The sequence below is a fragment of the Streptomyces sp. NPDC002785 genome (assembly GCF_040295565.1).
Lineage (GTDB): Bacteria > Actinomycetota > Actinomycetes > Streptomycetales > Streptomycetaceae > Streptomyces.
In genome coordinates, this window is sequence record NZ_JBEOVN010000182.1 from 1 (window position 1) to 14,508 (window position 14,508).

Consider the following 14,508-nt stretch of genomic DNA (forward strand, 5'->3'; position numbering starts at 1 on the left):
AACGCGACCACAAGTACGAGCGGCTGAGCTGAGCTGCAGCGGAGGGCAAGGGTCGCCTGAGGTACGAAGGCGGCACCTGCCCGCAGCGGAAGCGAAGCGAACGCGACCACAAGTACGAGCGGCTGAGCTGAGCTGCAGCGGAGGGCAAGGGTCGTCTGAGGTACGAAGGCGGCATGTTTCGAGCCCCGACCGTGACCGAATCTCCCCCAGGATGTGACCTATCTCCTGGGGGAGAGCCATTCCCGCAGGTCACACCCATAACAGGGTTAAACCCCAGACCCAAAGACCTGTCCAATTCGTGACGTAATGCACTGACACCGGGTGCAGGTAGACGCCAAGCTGAGGTAGGAAGTCGGGGGAACGATTGAATCCGGGAGTATGTCAGTGAGCGTCATGTCTCTTGCCCTGTTGCTGACCATCGTCGCTGCCACGGCCGTCGGCGCTGCCGCTCTGCACGCTGTTCACGGGCTGCGCAAGCAGATCACGGCCCTTCGTACGGAGCTGACCGTGGCCCGCGCCCACAGTGCCGCCGTGCCCGCGCAGAGCCGCAACGACGTGACCCCGGCCGCCGAGATACGCGCGGCCGTGGCCGAAGCACTCGCCGAGGAGCGGGAGCGCGAGCTCGCCGAGGCCCGCGCCTTCTGGGCCACCCAGGAAGCGCGCGATGCCGCCGACGCCCCGTCCCTGCTGGGCGGCCTGACCGGGATCGGTGAGGACGCGCCGTTCTTCATGCCGCGCCAGACCGACTTCGCGGGCCTTGAGGCGATGGACCTCGACGCCACCGAGGCGCTCGAAGAGCTGACGGAGCTGGCCGAGCTGGCGGACATGACCGAGCTGCCCGAGACGGCGGAGTTCGCCGAGGACTCCCCCGAGCTGGCCGCGGCACGTCGCCGTCACCCCTCGCACCCCGACTTCGTCCCAGTGCAGACCCCGGTCGTCACCGACCACGAGCGCACCGTGAACCGCCTCGAAGAGCTCGCCGAGAGCCGTACGGAACTCGCCGATGTGCGCCCCGGCCCGCTCGGCACCCTCGACGTCTATGTCTTCGCCGACGGCACCACGCTCTGTATGACCCCCGGCCACCGCGAGACGGCCGAGCGCCTCGCCGATTCGCTGCTCGCAGGTGAGCACCCGGTACTGCTGGGCGGCTCCGGCGTCTCCGGCGCGTACGCCCTGACCTTCTCCTGCGGCAAGGAAAACGTCTACATCCTCGCCGACCGCGTCATCGCCTCGCTCTAGCCCCCGGGGCATTGGGCAGACCGGCTCTCGCCGACCGCCGCCCTTGGGCCACCGCCTGCCCGCCGCTACGCGAACGCCCGCGCAGCGGCCTCCGCCACGAATCGCACGGCCTCGTCCAGCTCAGCCGACGGGGCCGTTTCCAGTGCCACCGCCAAGTCGCGCCCCGCTACGGCAAGTTGGTCGCCGATCGCGAAGATCCCGGCGTCCGGCATGATCCGCGGCTCCCGGTCCGGCGCCTCGATGCGCTGGGCCCGCAGAGCCAATTCCCTGGCCGTGGCCAGCCCTTCGGCAGCCGCGCCGCGCTGCAGACGGCTCTGCGGGGCGGCGCGCAGCCGGTCGGCGAATCGGTCCACGGCGGTGATCAGCGGGGTCGTATCGAGCACTCCGCGACCCTACGCGCCCTCCTGGGGTGGTTGCCAAACGGGCCGATGCTCGGGCACGGCGTCGGGAAGGACCAGCAACGCGCAATACGTCGGAGGCGCCGATGCCCCACGTGAGAAAGGGGAACGGCCCGCAGGCAGTACCTGCGGGCCGTTCCGTTCCCGTTGCGGGGCTGTGCGTCAGTCGTCGCCGCTGAGGATGGAGAGCAGACGCAGCATCTCCAGGTAGATCCACACCAAGGTCATGGTGAGGCCGAAGGCCGCCAGCCAGGACTCCTCGCGCGGGGCGCCGAACGCGATGCCGTCCTCGACCTGCTTGAAGTCCAGGGCCAGGAAGCACGCACCGAGGATGATCCCGATGACACCGAAGAGGATGCCGAGACCACCGCTGCGGAAGCCCAGGCCGTCACCGCCGCCGATCACGGCGAACAGCAGGTTGACCACCATCAGGAGCATGAAGCCCATTGCGGCGGCCATCACGAAGCCGTAGAAGCGGCGGGTGACGCGGATCCAGCGCATCTTGTACGCGAGAAGCACACCGGCGAAGACACACATGGTGCCCATCACCGCCTGCATCACGACGCCCGGCCCGATGTACGTGCTGACCGCGCTGGAGATCACTCCGAGGAAGACACCCTCGAAGGCCGCGTACGCGACGATCAGCGCCGGGACCGGCTTGCGCTTGAAGGACTGGACGAGCGACAGGACGAACGCCACCAGGGCGGCGCCGATCGCGATGCCGTAGGACTTGCCGAGGTTGGCCTCGTCGACCGGCAGCAGGGCCCAGGCGAGCGCGGCGCCGAGCACCACGGTGCCGAGCGTGATCGCCGTGCGCGTGACGACATCGTCGATCGTCATCGCACCGGAACGCGCCGGTGCCTGCGGGACGCCGTACTGGGTGTCCTGCTGGGCGTACGGGTTGGTGGCGTACGGGTTGGCGGCGGTGCCCTGCGCGTACGGGTTGGCACCCGCTACCGGGGCCCCGGCCTGCGGCGCCGCATTGAAGCCCGCGTATCCGTTGTCGCGGCTGAAGCCCCGTCGCGAGAAGACCGGGTTGCTGCTCCTCATCTCACTCCTCCATGGCCACCCTGCGCGGCCTTCCCACAAGAGTAATGGGTAGGCAAAAGAATGAGAGTAGTGCCTGGGGAGGATCTTTGTGGCAGCAGGCGGCCCGAGCATCGCCCGCCCGACCGGCACCCTGGCCCTGTGGACACGCCCAGGGCCTGTCCGGGCCGGTGGCGCGCAGGTCGGCCGGGAGTTCGGCCTGGCCGGCGAGGACCTCGGACAGGATGGTCCGGGCAACCCGCGGATGTTCCGCCACTTGAGTGTCGGCCAGGGAGTAGTGCACGCCCGAGCCCTCCCGGCGCGCGACGACCGGATCGGCCCGCCGCGACACGGCCGGCCGCTGCGAGAGGTGGGCGGGCGCGTGGACGATCACGGACATCGGGCCGTCTCGCCCGCTCAGCCGCATGCGCGAAGTGGTGCCCGGAACCGGACTCGAACCGGCACGCCCCCGAGGGGCAGCGAGGTTTAAGCTCGCCGTGTCTGCATTCCACCATCCGGGCCTGGCGCGCGGCTCCGCGTTGGCACATGACCCTATCCGGGGGCTTCCTCCGATCAGCGGCCAGTGGCGCGATGTTGTCTTATTTTATTGACCGTTTGAGGGGTCGTCAGCACACGCGAGGGGGCATCGTCACATGCCTGGGCTGGGTAGCGGGCACGGCGACCGGTAATCCGAATTGACGTAAAGTCGCCGCACCCGGACGGCGCATTCGCCAGGCTCGCGCCAGTGATCGCCATGGGCACGCCACCCCGCCCCGGGCAACAGGGCCGTGCCGATGTCCTCAGGGTCGGTGTCATACCGCAGGAGGACGCAGGGGGCCCCTCGGTCCGACTCAAGACGGCCCCTGGAACGGGCACGGGGTCTGACGACCTGTGGCGATACGGCGGCGACGATAGAGGGGTTCCAAAGGCAACCGATCGCCGCCCGGACGAAGCCCTCGGCCGGAGCCCGAATCAGGAGATTCCCGTGACCACCACTTCCACCGAACACCGCGTCACCACGGTGGCTGCCCGCGCCACGGATCTGTCGAAGGTCTATGGAGAGGGCGAGACGAGGGTGACGGCCCTGGACCGGGTCTCCGTGGACTTCCCGCGGGGCGAGTTCACCGCCATCATGGGCCCGTCCGGCTCCGGCAAGTCCACGCTGATGCACTGCGTGGCCGGCCTCGACAGCTTCAGCAGCGGTTCGGTACGGATCGGTGAGACGGAGCTGGGCTCCCTCAAGGACAAGCAGCTCACCCAGCTCCGCCGGGACAAGATCGGCTTCATCTTCCAGGCGTTCAACCTGCTGCCGACCCTGACGGCGCAGGAGAACATCACGCTCCCCATGGACATCGCGGGCCGCAAGCCCGACGCCGAGTGGGTGCGCAAGGTCATCGACATGGTGGGCCTCTCCGACCGGCTGACCCACCGGCCGACCGAACTCTCCGGCGGCCAGCAGCAGCGCGTCGCCGTGGCCCGCGCCCTGGCCTCGCAGCCGGAGATCATCTTCGGTGACGAGCCGACCGGAAACCTGGACTCCCGTTCCGGCGCCGAGGTCCTCGGTTTCCTGCGCAACTCGGTGCGCGAGCTCGGGCAGACCGTGGTGATGGTGACCCACGACCCGGCGGCCGCCTCCTACGCGGACCGGGTGATCTTCCTCGCGGACGGCCGGATCGTCGACCAGATGATGCACCCCACCGCGGACGGGGTCCTCGACCGGATGAAGGCGTTCGACGCCAAGGGCCGTACCAGCTGAGCCCATCCGGCCACTTCCGCTCCCGTTTCCGGATCCCATCCCAGGACTGACAGACATGTTCCGTACCGCCCTGCGCAATGTGCTCGCGCACAAGGCCAGACTCCTGATGACCGTACTCGCCGTCGTACTCGGCGTGGCCTTCGTCTCCGGCACCCTGGTCTTCACCGACACCCTCGGCAACGCCTTCCGCAACCAGTCGGCCAAGAGCTACGAAGACGTCGCCGTCGCCGTCTCCACCCACGCCGACCAGCGCGACGACAAGACGCCCGGCATCACCGCCGCCACCCTGAAGAAGATCGAGGGCCTGGCGGGCGTGGACACCGCCACCGGCCGGGTCTCCGGCTTCGCCGGGGTCGCCGACCCCGACGGCAAGCTGATCGGCACGGGCTGGTCGAACACCGGAGGGAACTACTCCCCCGGCAAGAACGGCAAGGACTCCGCGTACACCTTCATCGACGGCAAGGGACCGGACGCGGCCGACCGGATCGCGCTCGACGAGCAGACCGCGAAGAAGGGCGAGTACCACGTCGGTGACCGGGTCCGGGTCGCCACGAACGGGCCGGTGAAGGAGTACACCCTCTCCGGTGTCTTCACCACCGAGGACGGCGCGGTCAACGCGGGCGGCAGCCTGGTCCTCTTCGACACCCCGGTCGCCCAGAAGCTGTACCTCAGGGCCGGTGAGTTCCGCGATGCCACCATCTCCGCCGCGGCCGGCGCCTCGGAAGAGAAGCTGCTCGCCGAGGTGAAGGCGCTGCTGTCCGACGACGCCGATGCCAAAACCGGCACGGCCCTCGCCGATGAGCAGGCCAAGCAGATCAAAAGCGGTCTGAGCAACCTCAACACGATGCTGCTCGCCTTCGCGGCGATCGCCCTCTTCGTCGGCGTGTTCCTGATCGCCAACACCTTCACCATGCTGGTCGCCCAGCGCACCAAGGAGCTGGCACTGATGCGCGCCGTCGGCGCCTCCCGCCGCCAGGTCAAGCGCTCCGTGCTCCTGGAGGCGGCGGTGGTCGGCGTGATCGCGTCGGTCGTCGGTTTCGTGCTCGGCCTCGGTCTCGCCGTCGGGCTGCGCTCCGCGATGAGCCTGATGGGCGGGAAGATGCCCGCCGGTCCGCTGATCATCTCGCCCACCGCGGTCGCCGCCGCGTTCGGCGTCGGCGTGCTGATCACCGTGCTGGCCGCCTGGCTGCCCGCCCGCCGGGCCGCGAAGATCGCGCCGGTCGCCGCGATGAGCAGCGTCCACGCGGTGGCGACCGTCAAGTCCCTGGTGCTGCGCAATTCGATCGGCGCGGTCCTCGCCCTGCTCGGCGGTGCGGGCATCGTGGCGGGTGCGGCGGCCGGTTCGAGCGGCCGGACACTCATCGGGGTCGGCGCGTTCGTCGCGCTGGTCGGTGTGATCGTGCTCATTCCGCTGCTGTCGCGGCCGGTAATCGCACTGGTCCGCCCGCTGCTCCAGCGTCTGTTCGGAGTCTCCGGCAAGCTGGCCGCGCAGAACGCGGTCCGTAACCCGCGGCGTACCGGAGCCACCGCCTCGGCGCTGGCCATCGGACTCACCCTGGTCACCGGCATCTCGGTGCTGGGCGTCACCCTCGGCCAGGCGATCGACCGGGCGACGACGGACAACATCAAGGCCGACTACATGATCACGATGGCGAGCGGCAACCCGCTCGACGAGTCGGCACTCGCCGCCCTGGAGAAGGCCCCCGGTGTCACCGCGCTCTCACCCCAGCAGGCCGCCCACATAAAGGTCGACGGCGACTATCACTCGGCCTCCGGAGTCACGCCGGATGTCCAGAAGGTCTTCGCCGTGAACGCGGTCTCCGGTTCGCTGGACTCGCTGGGCAAGGGCGAGATCGCCGTCGGCGAAAAGACCGCGAAGTCGAACGGCTGGAAGACCGGCGACACCCTGCCGGTGACGTACGAGGACGACAAGAAGGGCACCCTGAAGGTCGGCGCGCTCTACGAGGAGAACGACTTCCTCCAGCCGGTCCTGATGCCCAAGAACATCGTGGACGCGCACCAGAGCCGCCCGGAGATCCGCGAGGTCTGGCTGAAGACGGACGGCGGCGCGTCGAAGTCCAACGAGCAGGCCCTGGTCGACGCCCTGGGGGACAACCCGGCGATGTCCGTCATGGACCGGCAGGACATCAGGGACATGTTCGGCGGCTTCATCAACCAGGCCCTGAACATCATGTACGGACTGCTGGCGATGGCCCTGATCATCGCGGTGCTCGGGGTCGTCAACACCCTGGCGATGTCGGTCTTCGAGCGTCAGCAGGAGATCGGCATGCTGCGGGCGATCGGCCTGGACCGGCGCAGGGTCAAGCGCATGATCCGGCTGGAGGCCGTGGTCATCTCGCTCTTCGGCGCAGTGGTCGGCGTCGCGCTCGGTACGTTCCTCGGCTGGGCGATCGGGCAGACCCTGAAGTCCTCCATCCCGGACTACGCCCTGGTCATCCCGTGGGATCGGATCGGACTCTTCCTGGTGCTCGCCGCGCTGGTGGGTGTGCTGGCCGCGCTCTGGCCGGCCCGCAGCGCCGCGAAGCTGAACATGCTGACGGCCATCAAGACCGAGTAGCGGTCGGCCCCCACCGGGACACCACTGCCGAGGGCCGGTACGCGCAGACTGAAGCTGCGTGTACCGGCCCTCGGTCCGTTCCCGTGTCAGCCGGTCGCCGAGCCCGTCCAGTCGCGGGTCCGCAGCGGCATGCGGGCGGCCCCGCCCTCTGCCGGGCGCACCACGAGGACCTGGTTGACGCCGATCTTGTTGTGCTCGAAGGACAGGGCGGCGGCGGCCATGTAGAGGCGCCAGACCCTGGCCCGTCCGGGCGAGGACCTCCGGACCGCGCGGTCCCAGTTCTTCTCCAGGTTGGCGACCCAGCTGCGCAGGGTCAGTGCGTAGTGTTCGCGGATCGACTCGACGTCACGGACCTCGAAGCCGGCTTCTTCGAGGGTGGTCACGGTCCGTCCCACCGGGGCCAGTTCGCCGTCCGGGAAGACATAGGCGTCGATGAACTCGTCCACGTGGTACGCGGACTCGTCCTTCTCGGGACGGCGGGCGATCTGGTGGTTGAGCAGCCGGCCGCCGGGCTTGAGGAGTGCGTAGAGGTCGTCGGCGTATGCGCGGAAGCGGACCGAGCCGACGTGTTCCGCCATGCCGATGGACGAGATGGCGTCGTACGGACCGTCCCTGACGTCCCGGTAGTCCTGGACCCGGATCTCGATCCGGTCGGTCAGGCCCTCTTCCGCGATGCGCTTTTGGGCGTAGGCGGCCTGTTCGACGGAGAGGGTCACTCCGGTGACCCGGGCACCGTACTCGCGGGCCGCGTGGATGGCCATGGAGCCCCAGCCGCAGCCGACGTCGAGGAGGCGGTCGCCCTCCTCCAGCGCGAGCTTGCGGCAGACCAGGTCGAGCTTGTCGCGCTGGGCGTCCTCAAGATTGCCGTCGTTCTCCCAGTAGGCGCAGGAGTAGACCATGGACGGGCCGAGGACCAGTTCGTAGAAGTCATTGCCCACGTCGTAGTGGTGGCTGATGGCCTCCTTGTCACGGCGCTTGGTGTGGAGGGTGCCGGTGCGGCGGCGTACCTCCTCGGGCGGCGGTGGCGGCGGGAGCCAGGGGCCGGCGAGCTGCAACAGCCCTTTGGCGAAGGCCCGCACCTTCGGGTCGCGGACCGGGTGGACGCTGTCCTTGGCCTCGCCGCCGCGGTCCCAGATCAGCGAGGCCATCAGATCCAGGGCCTCGTACAGATCACCTTCGATGTCGAGCTCGCCCGCCACCCAGGCGCGGGCCAGGCCCAGCTCACCCGGCTTCCAGAGCAGCCGGCGCAGCGCGCGGCGGTTCCGGATGACCAGGACGGGGGCACCGGCCGGTCCGGATTCGCTGCCGTCCCAGGCCCGGATACGGACCGGCAGCTCTTCTCCCAGCAACTCCTCGGCGAGAGCGATCAGCCGCAATGCGGCGTCTGTCATGGCGCACACCTCCGTGATGGTGTTCCCAATGTGCCCAAACATGCCCGAACAAGCCTGCAACCACGCCGGACACCCGCGGCGCCACGACGAGTTACACCCCTGCCAACAGTCCACGGAGCACGCACCATCCCGCTATGACGCAACGGAACGGCAAAATACTTGTAGCGCGCATATATTCGCTGGCGCACCGTACGGGCCCCGCACGGCGGCCGGATACGCCGAAGGGGCCGCCCGCACCACGGATGGCGGACGGCCCCTTCGGGCGTTGTGCACGTACTGCGCGGGCGAGTGGACCCGCGGGGAGCTAGGAGGCCTTGGCCTTCTCGCCCTCGGTCTTGACGGCGGCCTGAGCGGGGGCCGGCTTGGCGGCCTCGTAGAACTCCTCGCGCGGCGTCTCCATGGCGCCGAGCGAGACAACCTCGCGCTTGAGGAACATCGCAAGGGTCCAGTCGGCGAAGATCCGGATCTTACGGTTCCAGGTCGGCATCGCCATGCCGTGGTAGCCACGGTGCATGTACCAGGCGAGACGTCCCTTGAGCTTGATCTTCATCTTGCCCATGACGATCATCGCGACGCCCTTGTGCAGGCCGAGACCGGCGACCGCACCCTTGTTGGCGTGGCTGTATTCCTTCTGCGGGAAGCCGCGCATCCCGGAGATGACGTTGTCGCCGAGGACCTTGGCCTGACGCAGCGCGTGCTGGGCGTTCGGCGGGCACCAGGCGTTCGGGTTGCCGGCCCTGCGGCCGATCATGTCCGGAACCTGGGCGTTGTCGCCCGCGGCCCAGATGTAGTCGGTGCCCTGCACCTGGAGCTTCTCGGAGGTGTCCACGTGACCGCGCGGGCCGAGCGGCAGGCCGAAGCGGGCCAGCGCCGGGTTCGGCTTCACGCCGGCCGTCCACACGATCGTGTTGGACTCGACCTCGAGGCCGTTCTTCAGCACGACATGACCGTCGACGCAGGAGTCCATGGAGGTCGAGAGGAAGACCTCGACGCCACGGGACTCCAGGTGCTCCCGACCCCAGGTGCCCAGCTTCGGGCCGACCTCGGGAAGGATCTTGTCGGCGGCGTCGACGAGGATGAAGCGCATGTCCTCGCGCTTCACGTTCGTGTAGTACTTCGCCGCGTCGCGGGCCATGTCCTCGACCTCGCCGATGGTCTCCGCACCGGCGAAGCCGCCACCCACGAAGACGAACGTCAACGCCCTGCGGCGGACGTCCTCATCGGTCGTCGAGTCGGCCTTGTCCAGCTGCTCGAGGACGTGGTTGCGCAGGCCGATGGCCTCCTCGATGCCCTTCATACCGATGCCCTGTTCGGCGAGGCCGGGGATCGGGAAGGTACGGGAGACGGCGCCCATCGCGATGACCAGATAGTCGAAGGGCAGCTCATAGGCCTCGCCGACGAGCGGCGCGACCGTGGCGACCTTGCGGTCCTGATCGATGGTCGTGACGCGGCCGGTGAGAACCTCGGCCTTCGGCAGTACGCGTCGCAGCGGGACGACGACATGCCGAGGCGAGATGCTGCCTGCGGCGGCTTCGGGGAGGAAGGGCTGGTAGGTCATGTACGACCGGGGGTCGACGACCGTGACGGTCGCCTCGCCGTAGCGCATCTTCTTCAGAATGCGCCGAGCTGCGTACAGGCCTACGTACCCACCGCCTACTACGAGGATCCTGGGACGCTCCGTGGTGCTCATGGCATCGAGTATCCACCCCTCTCGAAGGGCGGGCTCGTGAGCCCCTTCACAAGGTTTGACCCACCCTCTGCTACACTTCGCCGCCCGCGTGACCGAGGTCATGGCACCGGAAGGGAACCACGGTGTGGTGGTGAACGTTGTTCACCACCTGTGAGCTGGTCCTTGAGCCTCTGGGCCGGGGTGAACCACCGCTTCGATCCACACGTCGGCAACACGTCCGGAACAGTCCGGCATCGACACGGAACGACCCCGCGAGCGGCCCTGGATGCCCATACGGACCAGAACTGCCCTCCACGGGGCCGAATTCCTTGTGAAGAAGTTCACGAACTTTCTTGCGGCGTATCTCGCGAGGCACCCCCCAGGCGGCCCGCGAACGCTCAAAAGCGCAGGCCGGAGTGCGCATGAGCGCCGTTCTCGCACCCTGCGGAAGGCCCGCCGCACGCCGCCCCCGCACAAGCGGACCTACGCGATCGACCAGCCGATTCCGTCGAGGATGTCGTGCTCGCTGACGACGATCTCCTGGGCCCCTGCCCGCTTCATCACGGCGAGCAGGATCAGCGCCCCCGAGTTGATCACATCGACCCGTCCCGGATGCATCGCACCGATCACGGCACGCTCGGCGTGGGTGGAGGCGAGGAGCCGCTCGGTGATCTCCTGGACCTGGTCGAGAGAGAGCCGGGAGTGGTGGATCGCCTCGGAGTCGTACGCGTCGAGCCCCAGGGCGATCGCGGCGACCGTGGTGACCGTCCCGGCGAGGCCGACGAGGGTGGCGGCGTCGGCGAGCGGGACGCTCTGCTCGACGAGATCGAGGGCGGCGTCGATGTCGGCGCGGATCGCGGCGATCTGACCGACGGTCGGCGGATCGCTCACGACACCGTCGTGCACGAGGTGCCGCTCGGTCATCCGTACGCAGCCGATGTCCACGGAGCACGCGGCCCGCACATGTTCGTCGCCGACGACGAACTCGGTGGAGCCGCCGCCGATGTCCACGACGAGATACGGCCTCGCGAGGTGGTCGCGGCCCGCGAGCTCCTTGGTGGCGCCGGTGAAGGAGAACTCCGCCTCCTGGTCGCCGCTGATCACCTCGGGCTCGACGCCCAGGATGCCGAGCACACCGCGGACGAACTCGTCCCGGTTCTCCGCGTCGCGGGAGGCGGAGGTGGCGACGAAGCGGATCTTCTGCGCCCCGTGCTCCTTGATCACCTCGGCGTACTGGCGGCAGGCGGCGAACGTCCGCTCCAGTGCCTCGGGCGCGAGCCTGCCGGTGCGGTCGACGCCCTGGCCGAGGCGGACGATCTCCATCCGCCGGTCGAGCTCGACGAGCTCACCGGTGGACGGGTCGGCGTCGGCGACGAGCAGTCGGATGGAGTTGGTACCGCAGTCGATGGCGGCCACGCGGGTCATGGATGCTCCTAGAAATCAAGCCCCTCCGGCGATTGAGGAGCGGGGGTCCGGAGGCGGAGCCCCGGGGGAACGGTCAGCCCTCGTCCGGCGCCCCGTCGACCGGCCGGAACGCGAAGTGCCCGCCCTCCGACGCCTCGACGGTCCCGCCGTCCTTCCCCTCCGGCGCGCCGCACGGCGTCACGCACGGCCCCTTGCGCCACCACTCCGGCAGCATCGCGATCGCCTCGTCGCCGAGCGGGTTCACCCCGGGCCCCGCAGCCAGCGAGTGCCCGACCAGCACGTGCAGGCACTTCACCCGGTCCGGCATGCCCCCCGCGCTCGGGAAGCCCTCAAGGACCTCGATGGCATCGCGCCGGGCGATGTAGTCCTCATGAGCGGCCCGGTACGCGGCGGCCAGCTCGGGGTCCGTACCGAGGCGCTCGGTCATCTCCTTCATGACGCCGTTCGCCTCCAGCGTGCCGATCGCGGACGCGGCACGCGGGCACGTCAGGTAGTACGTCGTCGGGAACGGCGTACCGTCCTCCAGCCGGGGCTGCGTCTCGACCACGTCCGGGTTGCCGCACGGGCAGCGGTGCGCGATCGCGCGCAGCCCGCGCGGCGGGCGGCCCAGCTGCTGCTGGAACGCGGCGATGTCCGCCTCGGTGGGCGCGGTGGACTCGGTCTGCGGAGGGGGGGTTTCCATGCCTGCCTAGGTTCTGATCGGGCTGCTCGAACTGCGGTTCTGCAGATGGCTGAAAAGAGTCAGTCGCGGTCGGCGCTGTCGACGCCGTCCCAGAGGTTGGAGTGCCACGGCCGGCCGGACTCGTCCGTCTCGCCGTTGCGCTCCTTGACCGCGTCGGGGTCGACCACCGTGTAACTGGTCTCCCCGGGGAGAAGGTAGTGCAGGTGCTTGCGGGCAAGCTGCCTGATGTACGCATCGTCCTGGAGGCGCGCCTTCTCGTCACGCAGCTCCTCGGTGCGGGCCCGGGCCTCCTGCGCCGCACGCTCCTGGTCGGCGATCTCGTCCCGCTGCGACACGTACTGCCGCATCGGGTACGCGAGCGCGACCACCAGGGAGCAGACGACGAGCGCGAGGAAGGCCGCCCGGCCGGTGAGCCGGGAGCGGCGGGCCTGACGGCGGTTCTGCGACCGGTAGACGCGGGCGGCGGTCTGCTCGCCGAGCAGCCGCAGCCGGGTCGCGGTGGAGAACCGGTCCCGGTCCTTCGCGGCCATGTCTCCGCCTCCCCATTACGCACGTCCGTCCCCGCACACGGTACGGGACCGAGTGCGAGGACGAACGGAGGCCGGGGCCTTCGGCCCTCGAGGTCCGGTGCTCAGCCCTTGCTGTGCTGATCAGTTCGCAGAGCGCTGTGCCGATCAGTTCGCAGAGCGCTGTGCCGATCAGTTCGCAGAGCGAAACCGCGGGAACGCCGAGCGGCCCGCGTACACCGCGGCGTCGTCGAGGATCTCCTCGATGCGCAGCAGCTGGTTGTACTTGGCGACGCGGTCCGAGCGGGCCGGGGCGCCGGTCTTGATCTGACCGCAGTTCACCGCGACGGCGAGGTCGGCGATGGTGACGTCCTCGGTCTCGCCGGAGCGGTGGGACATCATGCACTTGAAGCCGTTGCGCTGGGCCAGCTCGACGGCGTCCAGGGTCTCGGTCAGCGAACCGATCTGGTTGACCTTGACGAGCAGGGCGTTGGCGGAGCCCTCCTCGATGCCGCGGGCCAGGCGCTCCGGGTTGGTGACGAACAGGTCGTCGCCGACGATCTGCACCTTGGCGCCGAGCTTCTCGGTGATGACGTTCCAGCCGGCCCAGTCGTCCTCGTACAGCGGGTCCTCGATGGAGACCAGCGGGTACGCGGAGACGAGCTCCTCGTAGTACTCGGTCATCTCGGCGGCCGAGCGGGACTTGCCCTCGAACTCGTACTTGCCGTCCTTGTAGAACTCGGACGCGGCGACGTCGAGCGCGAGCGCGATGTCCTTGCCCGGGACGTAGCCGGCTTCCTTGATGGCCTCGAGGATGAGGTCGAGGGCGGCGCGGTTCGACTCCAGGTTCGGCGCGAAGCCGCCCTCGTCGCCGAGACCGGTCGAAAGGCCCTTGTTCTTCAGGACCTTCTTCAGCGTGTGGTAGACCTCGGCGCCCCAGCGCAGGGCCTCGGAGAAGGACTCCGCGCCGATCGGGGCGATCATGAACTCCTGGATGTCCACGTTGGAGTCGGCGTGCGACCCACCGTTGAGGATGTTCATCATCGGAACGGGCAGCAGGTGCGCGTTCGGGCCGCCGAGGTAGCGGAACAGCGGCAGGTCCGAGGCCTCGGAGGCGGCGTGGGCGACGGCCAGTGAGACGCCGAGGATGGCGTTGGCACCGAGCGAACCCTTGTTCTCGGTGGCGTCCAGGTCGAACATGGCCTGGTCGATCAGCCGCTGCTCGGTCGCGTCGTAGCCGACGAGCTCCGGGCCGATCTGCTCGATCACGGCGAGGACGGCCTTCTCGACGCCCTTGCCCTGGTAACGGTTGGGGTCACCGTCGCGAAGCTCAATGGCCTCGAACGCACCGGTGGAGGCGCCGGACGGCACGGCAGCACGACCCGTGCTGCCGTCGTCGAGGCCAACCTCGACCTCGACCGTGGGGTTCCCCCGGGAGTCGAGGATTTCCCGGGCTACGACGACGTCGATGGACGGCACGAGGCATCTCCTTCTGGGATATGACACTGGTTGTGCAGGGTCACTTTGGCCTTGCGACAAGAGCCTAACCGGCCCGGCCCGCTCAGTCGGACGACCGCCCGTCCCCTGGGACGAAAAAGGACCCGAGGGCGCGTATTGCCGGACAAACGGTCAGAATTTTACTGGCCAGTAACTACAACAGTTGAAAGATCACTCGCAGTCGGCACACCCTGTGCGACAGTCGGCGCTCCCTATATACCGGCGCTGCACAGGGGTGACGCATCGCACGGGGGTGGCGCGCAGTTACAGAGGCGACGCGTCACGCAGAAACCCCGGCCCGGCGCATACGGGGGGGATTGCGCGCCGGGCCGGGGAGCTTG

General features: G+C 68.9%; 11 protein-coding genes, 1 tRNA gene and 1 pseudogene. 3 read left to right on the forward strand and 10 right to left on the reverse strand.

Annotated elements, in window-relative coordinates:
- Window positions 1-408 precede the first annotated feature (408 nt).
- A complete protein-coding gene (locus tag ABTZ94_RS29955; RefSeq protein ID WP_502967333.1) occupies window positions 409-1,239 on the forward strand; it encodes a hypothetical protein in 831 nt (276 codons plus the stop codon).
- Window positions 1,240-1,304: 65 nt separating this feature from the next.
- Here the strand turns inward: ABTZ94_RS29955 and ABTZ94_RS29960 are convergent, their stop codons facing one another.
- The 4 genes and pseudogenes from ABTZ94_RS29960 to ABTZ94_RS29975 form a co-directional block, all read right to left on the reverse strand.
- On the reverse strand, window positions 1,305-1,622 hold the full coding sequence (locus tag ABTZ94_RS29960) for a hypothetical protein (protein ID WP_351205325.1): 318 nt from the start codon (window positions 1,620-1,622) through the stop codon (window positions 1,305-1,307).
- A gap of 177 nt (window positions 1,623-1,799) precedes the next feature.
- Complete coding sequence (locus tag ABTZ94_RS29965; RefSeq protein ID WP_351205327.1) at window positions 1,800-2,687, reverse strand: Bax inhibitor-1/YccA family protein; 888 nt, start codon at window positions 2,685-2,687, stop codon at window positions 1,800-1,802.
- Between the two features lie 151 nt (window positions 2,688-2,838).
- A pseudogene (locus ABTZ94_RS29970) lies at window positions 2,839-3,042 on the reverse strand (transcriptional regulator); the annotation flags it as partial.
- Between the two features lie 56 nt (window positions 3,043-3,098).
- Window positions 3,099-3,184: transfer RNA gene (locus ABTZ94_RS29975), tRNA-Leu, on the reverse strand.
- 464 nt (window positions 3,185-3,648) lie between these two features.
- Between ABTZ94_RS29975 and ABTZ94_RS29980 the strand changes: the two genes are divergently transcribed.
- Together ABTZ94_RS29980 and ABTZ94_RS29985 are read left to right on the forward strand one after the other, a co-directional pair.
- On the forward strand, window positions 3,649-4,419 hold the full coding sequence (locus ABTZ94_RS29980) for an ABC transporter ATP-binding protein (RefSeq protein WP_351205329.1): 771 nt from the start codon (window positions 3,649-3,651) through the stop codon (window positions 4,417-4,419).
- Window positions 4,420-4,474: 55 nt separating this feature from the next.
- Entirely contained in the window at window positions 4,475-6,997 is a 2,523-nt protein-coding gene (locus tag ABTZ94_RS29985) for an ABC transporter permease (protein ID WP_351205331.1), read from the forward strand.
- An 86-nt stretch (window positions 6,998-7,083) separates the two neighbouring features.
- Here ABTZ94_RS29985 and ABTZ94_RS29990 read toward each other — a convergent pair whose 3' ends face one another.
- The 6 genes from ABTZ94_RS29990 to eno all read right to left on the reverse strand — a co-directional run bounded on the left by ABTZ94_RS29990 (window position 7,084) and on the right by eno (window position 14,149).
- The gene (locus tag ABTZ94_RS29990) at window positions 7,084-8,388 is read right to left on the reverse strand and encodes a class I SAM-dependent methyltransferase (protein ID WP_351205333.1); all 1,305 of its coding nucleotides are present in this window, start codon (window positions 8,386-8,388) and stop codon (window positions 7,084-7,086) included.
- Between the two features lie 304 nt (window positions 8,389-8,692).
- Window positions 8,693-10,078: an NAD(P)/FAD-dependent oxidoreductase gene (locus tag ABTZ94_RS29995; RefSeq protein WP_351205335.1), complete on the reverse strand. Its 1,386-nt coding sequence runs from the start codon at window positions 10,076-10,078 to the stop codon at window positions 8,693-8,695.
- Window positions 10,079-10,540: 462 nt separating this feature from the next.
- Window positions 10,541-11,482: a Ppx/GppA phosphatase family protein gene (locus ABTZ94_RS30000; protein ID WP_351205337.1), complete on the reverse strand. Its 942-nt coding sequence runs from the start codon at window positions 11,480-11,482 to the stop codon at window positions 10,541-10,543.
- 73 nt (window positions 11,483-11,555) lie between these two features.
- On the reverse strand, window positions 11,556-12,164 hold the full coding sequence (locus ABTZ94_RS30005; RefSeq protein WP_351205339.1) for a DUF501 domain-containing protein: 609 nt from the start codon (window positions 12,162-12,164) through the stop codon (window positions 11,556-11,558).
- A gap of 59 nt (window positions 12,165-12,223) precedes the next feature.
- Window positions 12,224-12,694 (reverse strand): FtsB family cell division protein, encoded by a 471-nt coding sequence (locus ABTZ94_RS30010; protein WP_351205341.1) that lies wholly within the window; start codon window positions 12,692-12,694, stop codon window positions 12,224-12,226.
- A gap of 168 nt (window positions 12,695-12,862) precedes the next feature.
- A complete protein-coding gene (gene eno, locus ABTZ94_RS30015; RefSeq protein ID WP_351205343.1) occupies window positions 12,863-14,149 on the reverse strand; it encodes a phosphopyruvate hydratase in 1,287 nt (428 codons plus the stop codon).
- Between the last annotated feature and the right edge of the window lie 359 nt (window positions 14,150-14,508).

Bases quoted from the DNA above. Each gene is read 5' to 3' on its own strand.
- ABTZ94_RS30010 (WP_351205341.1), bottom strand. From the start codon at position 12,694: ATGGCCGCGAAGGACCGGGACCGGTTCTCCACCGCGACCCGGCTGCGG.
- ABTZ94_RS29985 (WP_351205331.1), top strand. From the start codon at position 4,475: ATGTTCCGTACCGCCCTGCGCAATGTGCTCGCGCACAAGGCCAGACTC.
- ABTZ94_RS29990 (WP_351205333.1), bottom strand. From the start codon at position 8,388: ATGACAGACGCCGCATTGCGGCTGATCGCTCTCGCCGAGGAGTTGCTG.
- ABTZ94_RS29965 (WP_351205327.1), bottom strand. From the start codon at position 2,687: ATGAGGAGCAGCAACCCGGTCTTCTCGCGACGGGGCTTCAGCCGCGAC.
- ABTZ94_RS30000 (WP_351205337.1), bottom strand. From the start codon at position 11,482: ATGACCCGCGTGGCCGCCATCGACTGCGGTACCAACTCCATCCGACTG.
- ABTZ94_RS30005 (WP_351205339.1), bottom strand. From the start codon at position 12,164: ATGGAAACCCCCCCTCCGCAGACCGAGTCCACCGCGCCCACCGAGGCG.
- ABTZ94_RS29995 (WP_351205335.1), bottom strand. From the start codon at position 10,078: ATGAGCACCACGGAGCGTCCCAGGATCCTCGTAGTAGGCGGTGGGTAC.